Origin of the sequence: Flavobacterium sp. CF136 (genome assembly GCF_000282055.1) — a bacterium.
GTDB lineage: Bacteria > Bacteroidota > Bacteroidia > Flavobacteriales > Flavobacteriaceae > Flavobacterium.
The window spans coordinates 186,932-204,123 of record NZ_AKJZ01000007.1 but is presented as its reverse complement, the minus strand read 5'-3'; the positions used below and the strand labels follow the sequence as shown (position 1 = coordinate 204,123).

Below are 17,192 nucleotides of genomic sequence, written 5' to 3'. Positions count from 1 at the left end.
AAACAATTTCATTTTTTGTTTTTTATCTTTTTTCTTGTCCTGAATCTTTCTGCTCAGGACAAAGGAAATGCTATACCTTTAAAAAATATAATAATCGACATTGAGCAACAGCATCAGGTAAATTTTAATTACACGGAAGACAATGTTGCAGGTATTCAATTAATACCCCCAAAAAAATCACTTTCATTAGAACAAAAACTACAATATCTTGTTAAAAAAACCAATTTGTCTTTTGAAAATTTAGGGAATAAATTTATTAATATTTATAAAAACTATGACAAAATAAATATAATTTGCGGTTATGTTTTTTCTAATACTGATAAAAAACCTATTGAAAATGCTAATATTCATTTAATTAACAACACCCCGATTGCAACGGACTCGAACGGTTATTTTGAATTTGAAAACAGCTCTAAAAATAATTTTTCGATTAGTCATGTCGGATTTATAACCAAAAAAATTTCAACAAGTGATCTGGATTCTAAAAATTGTCTCAAAATAACATTAGAATCTGAAATTACTGAACTTGAAGAAATCAAAACCAATCCTATTTTGGCTTCCGGAATTTCCAAAAACATTGACGGCTCGTTTGAAATTAAACCCAAAAAATTTGGTATTCTGCCAGGACTTATCGAGTCTGATGCCTTGCAGACAATGCAGCAAATCCCGGGCGTAAACAGCATTGACGAAAGTGTGGCAAGCATCAATGTTCGTGGTGGTACACATGACCAAAATTTATTTTTGTGGAACGGAATACGAATGTACCAAACGGGACATTTTTTTGGTTTAATATCAGTCTTTAATCCTAATTTGGCGCATACCATTTCTATCTATAAAAACGGGAGTTCTGCTTTTTATGGGGAAAGCGTTTCTAGTGTTGTAGCTATTTCTTCTACTCCTGAAGCACCAGAAAAAAACACTTTCAGTGCAGGAGTCAATATGATTAATGCCGATATTTATGCTAAATACAATCTCTCAAAAAAGAGTTATATTGAAATTTCAGGTCGAAAATCCATTACTGATTTTGCAGAAACTCCTACCTACAAGGAATATTTTAATAAAGTATTTCAAAACACTACGATTACTGATTTTTCTCAAAATAACGACGTTGATTATCAAAGCGATAAAAAATTTGATTTCTATGATGCCACCATTAAATATGTTCAAAAAATAGGACTCAAAGATCAACTAATACTGGATTTAATAACTATAAAAGACAACCTGAAAGTCTTTCAAAGTGCGAGCTATTATAGTATGGTGAGATCAGAAAACAATGTTTTGCGTCAACAAAATTATGGAGGAAATTTATCCTGGAAACGAAACTGGAATACCTTCAATACTACTAAAATTAATGTTTATAACTCTTCTTATGAACTTTTAGGCAACCAAAAAACCACTAACGGAAATCAAATAGTAACTCAGGAAAATACAGTTACAAATAATGGAATTAATTTAGAAAACAATCATAGTATTGATTCAAAATTCAGTTTTAATGATGGTTATCAGTTTAATGAAATTGGCGTTACAAATTTAGAGCAAGTAAACAATCCTGAGTTTTATCGAAAAACCAAAGATATATTGAGAACACATGCCCTAATTTTGGAAGGAAAATATAATGATACGGTTTCTAAAATATATATTAATGCAGGAACACGATTTAATTATATTGAAAAATTCAAAAAATATATTGTAGAACCCCGATTACAATTCAATTATGGGATTAATAAAAATCTTAATATTGAAGTTTTGGGTGAGGTAAAAAGTCAAACTTCCCAACAAATTATTGATTTGCAAAAAGATTATTTTGGTATTGAAAAAAGGCGTTGGATTATCTCAAATAATACGACAATTCCAATTCAAAGAAGCAAACAAATCTCACTAACTCTATTCTATAAAAAGAACGACTGGTTATTGGATATAGAAAATTTTTATAAAAAAGTAACAGGGATTACAAGCTCGAGCCAAGGTTTTCAGAACCAATTAGAATTTGTACAAATAACTGGCGATTATGAAGTTTTAGGAACTGAAATTCTGATTCAAAAAAAAATGAATCATTTCCTGACCTGGTTAAGTTATACTTACAACACTAATAACTACCATTTTTCTAATTATGAATATCCTCGCTTTCCTAACAATTACAAGATGCAACATAATGTATCCTGGGCAGGAATTTATGAAAAGAATAATTTCAAAATTGCTTTAGGGGCAAAATGGTCTTCCGGCAGACCAAAAACTTCTCCTGATAATTCCAAAATTGACTTTTCAAATCCCGTATTGGTTTACAATAAACCAAACAATACAAATTTAAATATTTTTTCACAGGTTAATCTTTCCACTACTTACAAATGGGAAACTTCAAATGGAATTCAATACAAATTAGGAATATCCATCCTGAACATTCTGAACAGGAAAAATGAAATTAGCGAATATTACAGAATAAGTTCTCTAACAAATTCTATAGAGGAGGTGGAAACATTTTCACTGCAAAGAACTCCAAATGTGAGCTTTAGAGTTTCATTTTAATCCAAAATTATTCCGGGCATTATAAAAACCCCTGTATTTCTTACATTTTTTTTACAAAAAAACTTTCTTTTGGTAGGGTAATCTTTATCAAACCTGTTCTATTATAGAATCCCCTTAAAAGAATAAAAATGAAAAGAAAAATAATCTTAACAGTTTTAGCGATAAGCATTTTAGGCGCTTTTGGTTACTACTATGTTTGTTATGGCGGTGCCAGAAACGTTTCAACCGAAGAAGCTGCTTTTACTGTTTCCTCAAAAAGCATCATAGAAGAGTTTGCCTCTGATATTGAAAAGTCAAATACTAAATATCTCGAAAAAGCAATAGCTATCAAAGGAAATGTTACTAAAATAACCCAAAAACAAATCATTATAGACAATACGATTATTTGTGATTTGAAAGAATTAAACCCCTCAATTAAAGAAGGTCAATTAATAACTCTAAAAGGAAGAGTTGTAGGGTATGATGACTTGATGGGGGAATTAAAATTAGACCAGTGTCTGGTAATAAATAACGATTAATAAAATAAAGATGAGGAATTTTTTAGGCTTTATGCTTGTGTGTTTTTTTACGGGAAATCTATTTGCCCAAGATGATTTATTAAGTCAGCTGGATAACGCTAAATCTAATGAAAAACAAATTGAAATAGCAGCTTTCAAAGGATTACAAATAGCCAATATGCAATCTACAAAAATGCCGGCAAAAGGCGAATGGTATATGCTTGTTTCGCACCGTTTTGGGGATTTATCCAAAGGATTTAATAATTTCTTTGGTTTGGATAATGCCCTGACAAAATTTGGAGGAATTTATGGAGCAACAAACTGGTTGAGTTTTGGAGCTTCACGACACACTTCTAATAAAATCTATGAGGTAACTGCCAAATACAAAATGGCCAATCAGGAAGTGAATGGTTTTCCTGTTACTATTGTGGGCTATAACACTATGGATATCAACAGTGCATTAGAAAAAGATTTATATCCAAATTTACAATTTTCTGACCGTTTGGCTTTTACTGCTCAATTATTAGTTTCCAGAAAGGTCAACGAAAAATTTTCAGTCGAAATGGGTTTTATTAATGTTTATAAAAACTTATACGACGATTCGGTTGAGCAGCAAAATGTATTCTCAACAGCTGCAGGATTAAGATACAAAGTCGCCAAAAGAATAAGTGTTAATCTTGAATATGCTGCCCGAATAATTACAGAAGAAAAAGCGATAGATCCCTATCATAATCCCCTTACAGTTGGTTTAGACATTGAAACAGGCGGTCACGTTTTTCAATTGGTAGTATCCAATAGTCAGCCTATGAATGATGTAGCGGTATTTTCGGGTGCCACAGGAGATTGGAATAAGGGGGCTGTTTATTTTGGCTTTAACATGTACAGATCCTTTTAAAGAAACAAGAATAATTAAAGTTGAAATATGAAATCGCAATGATTCAAATCAAGAATCGAGAATGACGATACCATATTCCTTTAAAAAAACAAATATTATCTACATATGAAAAAGAGTATTCTATTATTACTATTTACCTGTGCTACATTTTTAGTTTCCTGCACAGCCAGAACTTACGAAGATATTTCAGAACCTGTATCAGCTGCACCTACTTATACAGCCAATATTGAAACTATAATAAAAGCAAACTGCGTCGGTTGCCATTCAGCAGGAGGAAGATTTCCGACTTTGGGAACTTATGAGCAAGTAAAAGATGCCACCCAAAATGGTAATTTAATCTGCCGAATTGATCAAACCCAATCTTGTGGGAACGTAATGCCAAGATCAGGACCAATGCCAAGGCAAACAATTGATATGATTATACTTTGGCAAAAAGAAGGATATAAAAATTAAATTATATATAAAATGAAAAAAGGAATATTATTAGCATTGTTTTTATTGGTGGGAAATCAAATTTTTTCACAAAAAATGATAACACGAACCGGAGAAGTAAAATTTGAAGCTTCAATGCCTGCTTTTGAAGAAATAGCAGCATCAAACAAAACAACTTCTTGCATTCTTGATAAAGCAACGGGAGATTTTGTGGCTTTGACTTTGATAAAATCATTCAAATTCAAAGCTCCTTTAATGGAAGAACATTTTAATGAAAATTATATGGAATCTTCCTTATTCCCTAAAGCGACTTTTAAAGGCAAGATTTTAAATTTTGATGCCAAAAAATTATCAGCTGCAAAAACTACTTATGATTTAGAAGGTGATTTAACCATACACGGTGTTACGAAAAAGATAAAAACTAAAATCAATCTTGCCTTAAATGGAGCAAAAATTCTGGCAACAAGTGCAATTTCAGTTAAACCACAGGATTATAAAATTGAAATTCCAAGTTTAGTAAAAGGAAAAATTGCCCAAGACGTAAAAGTTTCAATAAATTTTATTCTTGAAGCTAATTAATTCAAGCAACTATTTCACCATGAAAAAACTATTATTACTTACCCTATTATTATGTTTTTTTAATTCTCAGGCACAAAACAAAAGTGTTTTTGATATTGCACGAAATGGAACCTTAGCAGAAATACAAAACCTAAACAAATCAAACCCGGACTTGATTAATTCTCTTAACGAAAATAAATCAAGTCCTTTGATTCTGGCCTGCTATAGAGGAAATATTGAGGTCGCCCAATTCTTAATAGAAAATGTAAAAGACATTAACTATAATTCTGATATGGGAACGGCACTTATGGCTGCAACTTATAAAAATCAACCTGACTTAGTAAAATCATTATTAAAGAAAAAAGCCAATCCAAATGCTATAGATACAAATGGAACAACAGCACTGTTGTTGGCTGTACAATTCAAGAACACTGCATTAGTAAAATTGCTATTAGAATATAATGCAGACAAGAAAATTAAGGATAAGAAAGGAAAAACAGCATTTGAATATGCTGTTTTTTCACAAAATGAACAGATAATCAATCTCTTAAAATAAACGCCCATGAAAAAAATTACTCTTTTAGCAATTTTAGCAACCAGTATAACTTCTTTTGCTCAACAAAAAACAACTGGTGACATTACTTTGTCAACCAATATGACGGTAAATTTAACATTAAACAATACCACACAAAAAGCAATATTAAAACTTACCGGGCCTTCTGACAGATGGTTTGCATTGCAATTTGGAAGTTTTGCAATAGGCCAAGGTATGGAGGAGGGACAAGATTTTGTGTATGCTAATGGAACTATATCTACATTAGTTGACGGAAACCATAATGATATAGGAGTACCTCCAAATACGGATGGCTCGCAAAACTGGACAGTAACTTCTGACACGGGAACTTCTGCTTCCTCTCCTGCAATCAGAACTATAATAGCTGAACGAAATTTATCGACCGGAGATCCTAATGATTATACATTTAATTATGCTAATACTTCTATTGATTTTGCCTGGGCACGAAGAAGTTCTGCCGGTTACGCATTAAGTAATCACGGAGGAGGAAATCGTGGGTATAGTGTAGATGTTCCTTTATCTACTACTTTGGGTGTAGACGATTTTAGTTTAAAAACTTCTTCTATTTATCCAAATCCTTCAAACGGGAATTTCAGTGTGGAAACAAAAACTGGCCTGGATAAAATAACTGTATATTCTCAAACAGGATCATTAGTTCAAACCATTGATGTAAAAGACAAGTCTAATAATACTGTTGAAGTATCTTTAAAAAGTTTACAAAAAGGGCTCTATCTAATCGAATTACAAAATGGTTCGGAAAAAACCTGGAAAAAAATAATTCTTAATTAGTGTCCTGATATCTACTTTATAATATTGGTTTTATAAAAAAAGGTTAAAATTTGAACTGCCCCAAAAGTTAGACACTATTTTGGGGCATTTTTATGAAAAGAAAACTTTTTTAGATCTTTTTAAATTACATTAATCCATCGCCCATCACTTCTGAATCATATAAGATCGATGAAGCAACTTTTACAATTTCACTTCTCAAAACTCATATAGCTTCTTTTTGATGTGTTTCGAATTGGTCTTCTACCTCTGCTTTTTTTAGCCCCGGCAGCAGCGGCATCCTTTTTCCGGCTCCTTTAGCCGGGAAAAGATACAGCGGATGACGGGAATCAGCTCCTTACCATTTTTATACTCCTAAAAAAAAGATTTTAGAATTGGAAATAAATAAATGGCTGAGAACCTGCAACGGCTGTCGCATAAACAATCCAGTATACAAAGCCTAAAATTATCGCTTTGATTAATAATGGCGTTTTATCAAAAACAGATTTCATTCCGTTTGTAAATACTTCAGGCAGAAAGTGCCAAACATAACCAAAAAGCATTAATAAAAATACATTTTTGTATCCGAAGATTATTGCTTTCCATTGTTCCGGCTCGAATGTTAACTGACCAATATTATTGATTACCTGCAGGGCTGTATCAAAATCTCTTGCACGGAAAAATATCCAGCAAAAAACCACAAAATGGAATGTAATAACAATTGAAAAGAAAGTCCATAAAACGGAACTTTTACCTTCTTTTTTGGATGGGAAAAATTCTAAAAATATTTTATGCACTGCCAATGCCAACCCGTGTAAGGCTCCCCAAATAATAAACTGAGCTCCTGCTCCGTGCCACAATCCTCCTAAAAGCATTGTTGTAAACAAATTAAAATTAGTGACAGTAGTTTGATTTCGTTTATTTGAAAGTAAAAATGTCAGGGCAAAAACAACAATTGAGCTGCCTGCAATAATTAATGGAATTATACTAACATTGATATTTGTAATTCCCCAAAGCAATAATCCGAAGAAGAATAAGCTCGGAAAAAGAAACCCTGCAAAAGATCCTTCGCGGTTTCCTCCAATAGAAATATATAAAAAATCTTTTAACCAGGTTGACAACGAAATGTGCCATCTTCTCCAGAAATCGGTAATTGATGTTGATTTATAAGGTGTTCTAAAGTTAGCCGGCAATTTAAATCCAAGTAACAAAGCAATTCCTATTGCCATATCCGAATATCCTGAAAAATCACAATAAATCTGAATGGCATATCCGTAAGAAGCCATTAAATTCTCGAATGACGTGTAAGTCATCGGGGTATCAAAAACACGATCTACAAAGTTTATCGATATATAATTTGAAATAACTGTTTTTTTGATTAATCCTCCAATAATAAGAAATAATGCATTGTTTACATCTTGTTTGGTGAGATTTAATTTTTGATAAATCTGCGGAAGAAAATCTTTTGCACGTACAATTGGCCCGGCAACTAATTGTGGAAAAAATGAAACGAAGAATAAATATTCGATATAATTTTTGGTTGGTTTGATTTCTTCACGATAAATTTCAATAATATAACTCATCGACTGAAAAGTATAGAACGAAATCCCGACCGGAAGAAAAACATCATGCAATTCAAAATTACCATTGAACATATCATTGTATGTAACAATCATAAAGTTCATGTATTTAAAATAAGCCAGCAATCCTAAATTTAGGATGACGCTTATTATAAGATATATTTTCTTTGCTGTGTCTTTTTTTTGTCTGTAAATAATCTGGCTCAGGCCATAATCTACAACAGAAGAAAGCAATAATAACAAAAAGTATATCCCGCTTGACTTATAATAAAAGAAAAGCGAAAAAAGAATTACGTATGTTAGTCGTAAATAAAATGTTTTACGTAAAAAGGCGTATACAAAATAGAAAACTAAAAACAATCCAAGAAACAAACCTGTATTGAATAATAACTTTTCTTCGGGATTATATATGAACCAACTTTTAACCTGCTCTAATGTGATTTCTCCAAAATTATGAACAAACCAGTCATTTATGCTATTACTTGTTATCAACTTACTTTTTTGATTTAAAATTATCGTATGCTTTTAAAAACGCTTCTGTAAACAGTTTTCCTTGTTTTTCATATCCTTTTTTAGAATAATGAACGAAATCCGGCCCAATTAATCCTTGTGCTCTTAATTCCCGGACTCCATTTAAACCTCCAAACTCATCATATAAATCCCAAACTGCAAAATCATCTTTCTCTGCTGCGCTATTAATACGTTCTGCATACTCCTTAATGTAAACATTTGGCTTTCTTCTTCTGTGCAAAGATGGCGGCGGCGTCATCACAATTATTGGAGCATCGACATTGTGTTCTTTCAGGTTACTTATAAATTCGCGTAATTGCCTGATATAAGCAGAACCTTCCATATTGTCGTAACTTTCATTTGTCCCGAGTGAAAAAATCAACAAATCAGGATGTAATGCTTTTAATTGTTCAAAAAACAATGGGTATTTATTATAATCTGAGAACTTAGCACCGTTTACCCCAATACCACTATAGGTTACTCCCGGAGTATTTTTCTCTAAAACAATTCCGTTAAGCTCATATTTCGTTGCATTTTTATCCGGAATCAGGTAAATTTTCTCTAATGCTTTTTCTGAATTATAATAATAAGAGAAAGAATCAGATTCCATGTTTAGAGGAACAAATTCTGAATTTTTAATGGTTTTTGGTTTTGTTTCGTTTGTTGGAATTCTCAATGTTCTTCCTGCACGAATATTATTCGATTTTAGTCCATTTGCTCTTTTTATTTCAGCAACTGAAATATTGTATTTATTTGCAATTACAGAAATCGCTTCGCCTTTTTTGATTCTATGTGTTACTATTTTTGGTTCTGTAGACTGGATAATATTTGTTTTGGATGACAAAGCCAAATCAAACATTTTCTGGTTTTGAGGGGTAATAATATGAATTGAATTAAACTTATAGGCTTTATCCTTTACATTCAATTCGATTACAAAACCGGCATTATCTCTCCAAAGCCCAATTCCGCTTACACCTACAGGATTCTTTTTGGCAGGGTAAATATTTCGGTAACTCTCCCATTTTCTGTTTGAATAAAATCGTTCATTATAAGAACCGTTTGTTCTCGCCAACTGATAAGGAAATACAAGGCCGCGTCCTGCATTGCCAAATTTTTGCTGCAGTTTTTTCCTGATTTCATTGGTCATTAAATCTCCCTGAATATGAGAGTCACCTATATGAACAATATTTATTTTCTGATTATTACTAACCTCATTCTCTTTTAATTTGGTAAAAACACTTTCTAATACTTTAGCATTATAAAGATGATTCCCTGTATAGACTTCAATCGTTGCGGTATCGATTTTACTAATCATATTTTTAATTGTTGAAAGTGAGACTGACTTTTGCGCTTTACTATTTGCCGACAATAAAAGGCAGCAAAAGAAAATAATTAGTTTATTCATCTATACTATCTTTTATAACAGTTACGGAATCTGTTTTAGTTTTTCTAACAGGCTTATCACCTCCTGCATCACGTTTTTCACGCAATACCTTATATTGTTCGTAACCTTTATTCAGCTGATTATATAATAAATTGCCTATTGCTTTTGCTCCTCTTTGGTTAAAATGCGTATAATCTTTGTTAGCTCTTACAGGCGATTCATCCGTCCATTTTACCATAGATCCGTCACCGCCCATTAATGTATACAGATTTACAAATCCTGATTCAGTTTCGAGAGCATATCTCTTTTGGGCCTTCATTAAAGGAACTACTGCAGAATCCGTTTTCATTTCAAGATCATATTTGGTCGATTTATCAGCTGTTGAAACGATCAAAATTGAAACTCCCGGAAAAGACTCTTTTATTTTATTTACTGTTTTTTTCATCCCTTTTTGATACCAGGAATAATTTTTGGTCCCGTAATTCAACACATTGGTTCCGTAATGCAAAACAATAAGGTCATACTTCAGATTGTTATTAAACGCCTGCATTACACTGGCATTAAACATTGAAATTGGCAATCCGGAATTTCCTCTTTGTGAAAAGTTATCTACATGAACTCCGCTTCCGTTATCAAAATTAAAACCATAAATCGGGATTGAATCTGACTGGGTAAAATTTGCTTTGAATGCTTTTATACTTCCTGAAGTTACTTTTAATGTGTTGACCAAATTATTAGGAACGAGGTTTTTTCGCAATGTATCCTTACCGATAATAAAACTCACATTTCCTTTTTTGGATGATTTCCCGTAAAATAAGGTTGGATTGTCTAAAGTCGTCGAAAATTTATTACGTCCTGCTTCATATTGCACCCACGTAGTATTTGTTTTATCGTTTGCAAAGAACACATGTCCGTTTACCCCAAAAGGACTTATTGGCCTTTTTACATTTAAATACGATTGCGTTTTCCAGTTTTTTGAAAACAGTGTTTTTACTGAGCCTCTTGATGCAGATGATTCTGAGATTATCGAAACAAAACCAACTCCACTTCCACCGAAACGTTCCTGATAATTCATTCGGATATCCTGTACGATTAAATCGCCATCAGTCATAGAGTCGCCATAATAAGCAATACGAACTTTAGATTGTGGATTTTTTTCAAGCTGATATAATTTTTCATAAAAAGAAATCAGGTATTGATATCCTTTATAATCATCAAAAGTTTCAGATGGGAATTCGATACCTTCGGAAGCATCAAAAATAATTTCTTCGTTATCGAGATTTTGCTCATCTTCATTAATACTATCCCCATTTTGAGACAGGGAATCTTTGACTACCGATTCTAAAAGCAGCCTGTCGATAAGTATATTTTTGGGATCAACTTTAGTATCCGAAAAAATTTTATTCGGTAAAACTTGTTTAAATCCAATGAAAGCTATGAATGCTAATGCTACAATTGCAAAAGACTGAAAAAAATATGATTTTGTATTCACTTAGTACTTATGTATTTGAAGAATAAATTCACAAAAAATTAATTTAAATTCCTGTTAATTCCTTATAAAAAAATCTGCGCAAAGATAGGATTAAACATTAATTTATAATCCTTTTTAACAATAAAAAAAGAGGCCAGATAAATCTAACCTCTTTCAAAAAAAAATAAAAAAAACCAAGTTACCAACTAACTAAACTTTAAAGTAGTTTTATCATGCATTTTTAAAAACAAAACTACATTTGTACAACTAAAGTGTTTTCTTAGAATGTTGTAGTGCTGTTAGCCTGATATGCAAAATTGAAAGTAAAATATCTTGCCACTGATGTTGCGTCCGGTGTTGTCGGTGCATTTTGATAATAGCTTAAGATTTCAAATTTTGCATATTTCCCATCATGAGTTTTTACTACAAATACTTTTCCTGCAAGAGGTGAAATAATGTTTGTTGATGAATTATAGCTGTACCATCCATTTCCGCTTCCTGTCGGAATTGCATAAGTTGAGGCACCATCCTGAGCAAAAGTGGTTGCTAAAGGAAATGTCGTTACACCAGCAAATGTACCAGAAACGATACTTACTGCTCCAGTTCCAGTTCTTTCCGGCTCATCAGTAATACCAATTTTAGCTCCTCCATTTACAATAATAGTCGTTCCACGGAAAGCAATATCCCAATTACTATCGGTTACGATTTTGTTTTCTGAAAAACTGAATTTTGTAAATTCACCGCCAACTGCTTGTCCTTGTCCACCTGTTTGTGGTGCATAAAGATTAGAAACTGTTTTAGTTTCAGCTACCGGAGTTGCATCATTATCATCATTATTACAAGATGCTATAAAAAGAACTAATGTAAAAAGAGAAAGTTTTAAAAAATTTGTTTTCATTATAAAAGTGTTTAAGTAATTATTAATTAAAAATTGTATTGAATTCTTGCAAAAAATTGGCGTCCGGCAAGATTGCTTATTTGACCCGGATCTGTAAAATCAAGTAAATTATTCGCTCCTGCCTGAAATATTACTTTATCATTAATATATTTTGAAGCTGATAAATTGGTTATAAAATAATCATTTACAAACGTGTCATATTTATCCAGCACCTGATTCCCGTTAGTATCAAACATTCCGTATTTGCTTCGATAAAAAACGCGTAAGTTGATATCTGTTTTTATGCTCGGAATAGTGTATAAAAATTTAATATTAGCTGTATGCTTAGATCGATTGAATAATCCGAAATAATCTGATTTATTAATTTTGACCGTTTGCAGTTGTGAATTCCGTACGTATTGATAATCTTCAAAGTTGTCAATAACCGATTTGTCTTTAGCAATTAGATATTGATATCCTAATGACACTGTAAATTCTTTGGTGAAATTATAAGTTGAATTAAACTCCGCACCATAGGTAAAAACCTCACTAATATTAAAGTAACTAAAAACATTCTGTCCATTAGTTTTTTGAGCTACAACTCGAGTATCTATCAAATTAGTTATCGAATTGTAAAATGCATTTATATCTAATTTGAGTTTGTTTTTTTTGTAAAAAGTTCCAAAATTAAAATTCACGGCACTTTCGGCTTCCAGCGGTTTGTCAAAACTTATTCCTGCTGTTCTGGATAAAAGTTGCCCCTGTTCTTCAAACTGATTTAATCGCTCTTCAGCAACATTGTATCCTAATACTGTATAACCAACTTGTGGATTTGTAAAATCGAAGAATAACTGACGGAAATCAGGCGCTTTATAACCGTAACCTACTGAACCTTTTAAAGAAAAATCAGTATTGAATTTATAATTTACAGCTAATTTCGGGCTCAGCTGAGATGCGTATTCACTATGGCTATCATATCTGAATCCCGCTAAAACGTTCCATTTTTCAGTTGGATTATAATCGTATTGTACAAAAACATATTGAGAATTAAATTTTACATTATTATCAAAATAGGTTCTGTCCAGAGTTTCATAATTTAATCCTATCCCTGCTGTTAACTTGTCATTATTTATTGACAAGGTTGTTCTGACTTCTGGTCGAAAAAGCCATTGGTTATAGTACGTCTTTTCAAAAAGCGTATTGTTTTCGTCATTTAAAAATGAATCATTTTTATAATTGGTAGCATATAATTCGTATTCAGAATATAGTTTGGAATTCCATTTATGTTCTAATTTAATTTGCGAATTCCATTCGTTTTCTTTCGCATCGCCTTTATAATTTTCGTTATCAATTATAGATACATTATTCATTTTCTGATTATAAAAACGATTGCTTATAATTAGTTTCAGATTTTCTGAAAAATCATAATATAATTTTGGCTGAATTGTAGAATTGTAGAATCGTTCCACATTTTTTAATGGCGTAGTTTTATCCAAATCATATCCGTCAGATGAATAAAAATTGGTAAATAAATTGGCCGAAAACTTCTTCTTTTTCCAAAGAATATTGGTATTAATATCGTTGGTATTGAATGTTGCATATCGGTATGAAAGAGTACCTGAGAACATATCTTTTTTAGGCTTTTTTGTAATTACATTAATTACCCCACCCATTGCTTCTGAACCATATAAAGCAGATGATGCCCCCTTTACAATCTCAATTCTTTCTATATTTCCAACAGAAACCCTTGATAAATCTAAGACTCCGGAATTTCTTCCAACAAGTGGAACACCATCAATCAGGATCATAGTGTAGGCTGCATCTAAACCCTGCATCTGAATACCTTCGAAGCCACTTTGATCGGGAATTAAAATAATTCCTGTTTGCTCGTTAAGAATTTCATTTAACCTTGTAACACCACTTTTTGCAATTGCTTCAGATGTAATTATTGTCATTGGTAATGGTAACGACGAAAGCACCCTTTCTGTTCTTGTCCCTGTAACCACCATAACTTCTAATAATTCATTTCCTTTAATACTATCTTTTTGCTTTTCCTGGGCCCAAAGATTGATACTAAATGCAATTATAATAAAAAGGGTAAAATTGATTTTCATTATTTTTATTAAGTCTTAATAATGCTGCAAATATATAATTATTTTTATTTATTCTAAATAAAGTTTATATATTTGCCAAGAAATTTAAAATCAAAAAAATAGTTATGATTACAAAAAGCCTCTATTTTTCAGCCGTTATGGCTTTAACTTGCAGCCTTGGTTTCAGTCAGGATAAAAAACAGCAAGACATTAAATCAATCAAATCAATGTGTGGGTGTTATGAAGTAAAATTTAACTTCGCAGAAACTTTTCAATATCCTAAAGATTCACTGAGTTACAAACCTTCACAAACTAAACATGAATCTGGTTTAGAATGGGTTGAATTGTTAGAAGACACTCCAAATAAAATCGTAATGCAGCACTTATTAATTGTAAGCGATGACATGATAATCAAACACTGGAGACAAGATTGGCTGTTTGAAAACACTGATTTGTACTCATTTGACAAAAACACTTCCTGGAAATACCAAAAACTGGATAAAAAAGCTGTAAAAGGACAATGGACCCAAAAAGTATATCAGGTAGATGACAGTCCAAGATACGAAGGATCTGCAACCTGGGTACATGTTGACGGACAAGATTACTGGGCAAATGTTACTGATGCACCACTACCAAGAAGAGAGCATACAAAACGTAATGACTATAATGTTTTAAAAAGAAGAAACATTCATGAAATTACTGCTACAGGATGGAATCATGAACAAGACAATGACAAACTGATCAGAGATGACAGCGGAAAAGATGTTTTGCTGGCACAAGAAAAAGGAATGGATGTTTACACTAAAATTCCGGATATTAAATGTATCGCTGCTCAAAAATGGTGGGCAGAAAACAGTGCTCTCTGGAAAAATGTCCGTGACAAATGGCAAACTCTTTTTGACAGGCATAAAGACTTAAACTTAGAAGCTAAAGTTGATAAAAAAGCATTATATACGCTTTTGTTTGATTTGAAACCAAATGCTGCAAAAGCAGAAACGGATGCAATTATCGACAAGTTCGTAAAATAAAAAAATGTTTGTGTTAGTTGTAAAAAAGCCGATAGTTTTTAGGTCTATCGGCTTTTTTTGTTTTTAGAATATTTCAACTTTTACATTCTCTCCGGAACTTCAATTCCTAATAAGGTAAAGGCAGATTTTATAACTTCGGCAACTTTTTGAGAAAGCTGAACTCTGAAAATTTTCTTAGTCAAATCAATTTCGCCCAGAATATGTACCGACTGATAAAATGAATTGTATTCTTTTACCAGATCATATGTATAATTAGCAATCAATGCCGGACTATGATTTTGAGCCGCATTCTGAATTACTTCCGGAAAAAGTTCGATTTGTTTAACCAGTTCTTTTTCCTTTTCGTGAAGCACTTCGACTCCGCTCAGTGTGACATTGTAATCAAAATCTGCTTTGCGGATAATCGACTGGATTCTTGCGTATGTGTATTGTATAAAAGGACCTGTATTTCCGGCAAAATCAACAGATTCTTCCGGATTAAACAAAATACGTTTTTTAGGATCTACTTTTAAAATGTAATATTTCAGGGCACCAAGCCCTATCGTTTTATACAATTTAGCTTTTTCTTCAGCTGAATAACTGTCCAGTTTACCCAGATCTTCTGAAATTTGTTTTGCTGTATCTGTCATATCCTGCATCAAATCATCCGCATCTACGACAGTTCCTTCACGGCTTTTCATTTTCCCGGATGGCAAATCAACCATTCCGTATGATAAATGATATAGGCTTGAGGCCCAGTCAAATCCTAGTTTTTTTAGAATCAAAAACAATACTTTAAAGTGATAATCCTGCTCGTTACCAACAGTGTAAACCATTCCGCCAACATCCGGCATATCTTTTACACGCTGAATTGCAGTTCCAATATCCTGAGTCATATAAACTGCGGTTCCGTCTGAACGAAGTACAATTTTACGATCCAGACCTTCATCCGTTAAATCAATCCAAACAGAACCATCAGGATCTTTTTCGAAAACTCCTTTGTCAAGTCCAACCTGAACAACATCTTTCCCTAATAAATATGTGTTGCTTTCGTAGTAATATTTATCAAAATTAACTCCAAGATTAGTATAAGTAGTCTCAAAACCATCATAAACCCATTGGTTCATCATCTTCCAAAGCGTAATTACTTTTTCATCACCGGCTTCCCATTTCTTCAGCATTTCCTGTGCTTCAACAATAATTGGAGCTTGTTTTTTAGCTTCTTCTTCCGTTTTGCCGGATTCTATTAATTGAGAAATTTCAGCTTTATAAGCTTTATCAAACTCAACATAATATTTACCAACTAATTTATCTCCTTTTAAATTCGAACTTTCAGGAGTTTCTCCGTTTCCGAATTTCTCCCAGGCAAGCATTGATTTGCAGATATGAATTCCGCGATCATTGATGATTTGGGTTTTATACACTTTTTTACCCGAAGCTTTAATAATTTCAGCAACAGAATAACCTAATAAATTATTACGAACGTGACCTAAATGTAAAGGTTTATTGGTATTTGGCGAAGAATATTCGACCATGACCGCTTTATCTTGAGGATTTGGAGTTACATGACCAAATTTTGTATTGTCTTTTATTTCATTAAAGAAATTCAAATAATAACTATCCGCAATTACAATATTCAAAAAGCCTGAAACTACATTAAAACGAGCTACTTCAGCAACATTTTCAACCAGGTAATCTCCAATTTTATTTCCTAATTCGGCAGGATTGCTTTTAATCACTTTCAATAAAGGAAAAATAACCATTGTAATATCGCCTTCAAACTCTTTTCTGGTAGATTGAAATTCGATTTTATCAACTGTAACATCAAATAATGATTGTATTGTCTTTTGTATAGAAGGAGTAAGAATTTGTGATAATGACATGTAAACTTATTTTAAAGTGAGCAAAGATACTGCTTATTCATCAATTAGAGAAAACGAAAAACATATTAAATAGCACAAAACACTTAGAATTTCTTAAAAAGCTATTTGTTTTATTTCTCAAAATTATCAAAAAAACTAAAACG

The 17,192-nt window shown here is 32.3% G+C and carries 14 protein-coding genes; 8 read left to right on the top strand and 6 right to left on the bottom strand.

From position 1 onward, the window contains the following. The first annotated feature begins 15 nt into the window (after positions 1 to 15). The 7 genes from PMI10_RS02000 to PMI10_RS01970 all read left to right on the top strand — a co-directional run bounded on the left by PMI10_RS02000 (position 16) and on the right by PMI10_RS01970 (position 6,268). Positions 16 to 2,523, top strand: a complete 2,508-nt coding sequence (locus PMI10_RS02000) for a TonB-dependent receptor (protein ID WP_238539440.1) — start codon at positions 16 to 18, stop codon at positions 2,521 to 2,523. A 128-nt stretch (positions 2,524 to 2,651) separates the two neighbouring features. Beyond that, positions 2,652 to 3,041, top strand: a complete 390-nt coding sequence (locus tag PMI10_RS01995) for an OB-fold protein (protein WP_007803930.1) — start codon at positions 2,652 to 2,654, stop codon at positions 3,039 to 3,041. Positions 3,042 to 3,051: 10 nt separating this feature from the next. After that, positions 3,052 to 3,915, top strand: a complete 864-nt coding sequence (locus PMI10_RS01990; protein WP_007803928.1) for a DUF5777 family beta-barrel protein — start codon at positions 3,052 to 3,054, stop codon at positions 3,913 to 3,915. Between the two features lie 105 nt (positions 3,916 to 4,020). Continuing rightward, entirely contained in the window at positions 4,021 to 4,368 is a 348-nt protein-coding gene (locus PMI10_RS01985; RefSeq protein ID WP_007803925.1) for a hypothetical protein, read from the top strand. 12 nt (positions 4,369 to 4,380) lie between these two features. Further along, positions 4,381 to 4,926 (top strand): YceI family protein, encoded by a 546-nt coding sequence (locus PMI10_RS01980; protein WP_007803923.1) that lies wholly within the window; start codon positions 4,381 to 4,383, stop codon positions 4,924 to 4,926. Positions 4,927 to 4,945: 19 nt separating this feature from the next. Next, on the top strand, positions 4,946 to 5,461 hold the full coding sequence (locus tag PMI10_RS01975; protein WP_007803922.1) for an ankyrin repeat domain-containing protein: 516 nt from the start codon (positions 4,946 to 4,948) through the stop codon (positions 5,459 to 5,461). A gap of 6 nt (positions 5,462 to 5,467) precedes the next feature. After that, positions 5,468 to 6,268 (top strand): T9SS type A sorting domain-containing protein, encoded by an 801-nt coding sequence (locus PMI10_RS01970; protein WP_007803920.1) that lies wholly within the window; start codon positions 5,468 to 5,470, stop codon positions 6,266 to 6,268. A 365-nt stretch (positions 6,269 to 6,633) separates the two neighbouring features. On the opposite strand, the gene PMI10_RS01965 is transcribed toward PMI10_RS01970, so the two are convergent. The 5 genes from PMI10_RS01965 to PMI10_RS01945 all read right to left on the bottom strand — a co-directional run bounded on the left by PMI10_RS01965 (position 6,634) and on the right by PMI10_RS01945 (position 14,180). Continuing rightward, positions 6,634 to 8,316, bottom strand: a complete 1,683-nt coding sequence (locus PMI10_RS01965) for an MBOAT family O-acyltransferase (RefSeq protein WP_007803918.1) — start codon at positions 8,314 to 8,316, stop codon at positions 6,634 to 6,636. Between the two features lies 1 nt (position 8,317). Then, positions 8,318 to 9,649, bottom strand: a complete 1,332-nt coding sequence (locus PMI10_RS01960) for a GDSL-type esterase/lipase family protein (RefSeq protein ID WP_238539439.1) — start codon at positions 9,647 to 9,649, stop codon at positions 8,318 to 8,320. A gap of 82 nt (positions 9,650 to 9,731) precedes the next feature. Continuing rightward, on the bottom strand, positions 9,732 to 11,210 hold the full coding sequence (locus tag PMI10_RS01955; RefSeq protein ID WP_007803914.1) for an SGNH/GDSL hydrolase family protein: 1,479 nt from the start codon (positions 11,208 to 11,210) through the stop codon (positions 9,732 to 9,734). Between the two features lie 259 nt (positions 11,211 to 11,469). After that, the gene (locus PMI10_RS01950; protein WP_007803912.1) at positions 11,470 to 12,087 is read right to left on the bottom strand and encodes an HmuY family protein; all 618 of its coding nucleotides are present in this window, start codon (positions 12,085 to 12,087) and stop codon (positions 11,470 to 11,472) included. Between the two features lie 26 nt (positions 12,088 to 12,113). After that, positions 12,114 to 14,180, bottom strand: coding sequence for a TonB-dependent receptor plug domain-containing protein (locus tag PMI10_RS01945; RefSeq protein WP_007803910.1), 2,067 nt, complete (start codon positions 14,178 to 14,180; stop codon positions 12,114 to 12,116). Between the two features lie 104 nt (positions 14,181 to 14,284). Here PMI10_RS01945 and PMI10_RS01940 point away from each other — a divergent pair, with 104 nt between their 5' ends. Then, positions 14,285 to 15,187: a DUF6607 family protein gene (locus PMI10_RS01940; protein WP_007803908.1), complete on the top strand. Its 903-nt coding sequence runs from the start codon at positions 14,285 to 14,287 to the stop codon at positions 15,185 to 15,187. An 80-nt stretch (positions 15,188 to 15,267) separates the two neighbouring features. Here the strand turns inward: PMI10_RS01940 and argS are convergent, their stop codons facing one another. Further along, positions 15,268 to 17,049: an arginine--tRNA ligase gene (gene argS / locus PMI10_RS01935; protein ID WP_007803906.1), complete on the bottom strand. Its 1,782-nt coding sequence runs from the start codon at positions 17,047 to 17,049 to the stop codon at positions 15,268 to 15,270. Positions 17,050 to 17,192 lie beyond the last annotated feature (143 nt).

What these genes read in the sequence shown, in the direction of transcription:
- PMI10_RS01985 (WP_007803925.1), top strand. Translation starts at nt 4,021, where the DNA reads ATGAAAAAGAGTATTCTATTATTACTATTTACCTGTGCTACATTTTTA.
- PMI10_RS01975 (WP_007803922.1), top strand. Translation starts at nt 4,946, where the DNA reads ATGAAAAAACTATTATTACTTACCCTATTATTATGTTTTTTTAATTCT.
- PMI10_RS01960 (WP_238539439.1), bottom strand. Translation starts at nt 9,649, where the DNA reads ATGATTAGTAAAATCGATACCGCAACGATTGAAGTCTATACAGGGAAT.
- PMI10_RS01950 (WP_007803912.1), bottom strand. Translation starts at nt 12,087, where the DNA reads ATGAAAACAAATTTTTTAAAACTTTCTCTTTTTACATTAGTTCTTTTT.
- PMI10_RS01970 (WP_007803920.1), top strand. Translation starts at nt 5,468, where the DNA reads ATGAAAAAAATTACTCTTTTAGCAATTTTAGCAACCAGTATAACTTCT.
- PMI10_RS01940 (WP_007803908.1), top strand. Translation starts at nt 14,285, where the DNA reads ATGATTACAAAAAGCCTCTATTTTTCAGCCGTTATGGCTTTAACTTGC.
- PMI10_RS01990 (WP_007803928.1), top strand. Translation starts at nt 3,052, where the DNA reads ATGAGGAATTTTTTAGGCTTTATGCTTGTGTGTTTTTTTACGGGAAAT.
- PMI10_RS01945 (WP_007803910.1), bottom strand. Translation starts at nt 14,180, where the DNA reads ATGAAAATCAATTTTACCCTTTTTATTATAATTGCATTTAGTATCAAT.
- PMI10_RS01980 (WP_007803923.1), top strand. Translation starts at nt 4,381, where the DNA reads ATGAAAAAAGGAATATTATTAGCATTGTTTTTATTGGTGGGAAATCAA.
- argS (WP_007803906.1), bottom strand. Translation starts at nt 17,049, where the DNA reads ATGTCATTATCACAAATTCTTACTCCTTCTATACAAAAGACAATACAA.
- PMI10_RS01995 (WP_007803930.1), top strand. Translation starts at nt 2,652, where the DNA reads ATGAAAAGAAAAATAATCTTAACAGTTTTAGCGATAAGCATTTTAGGC.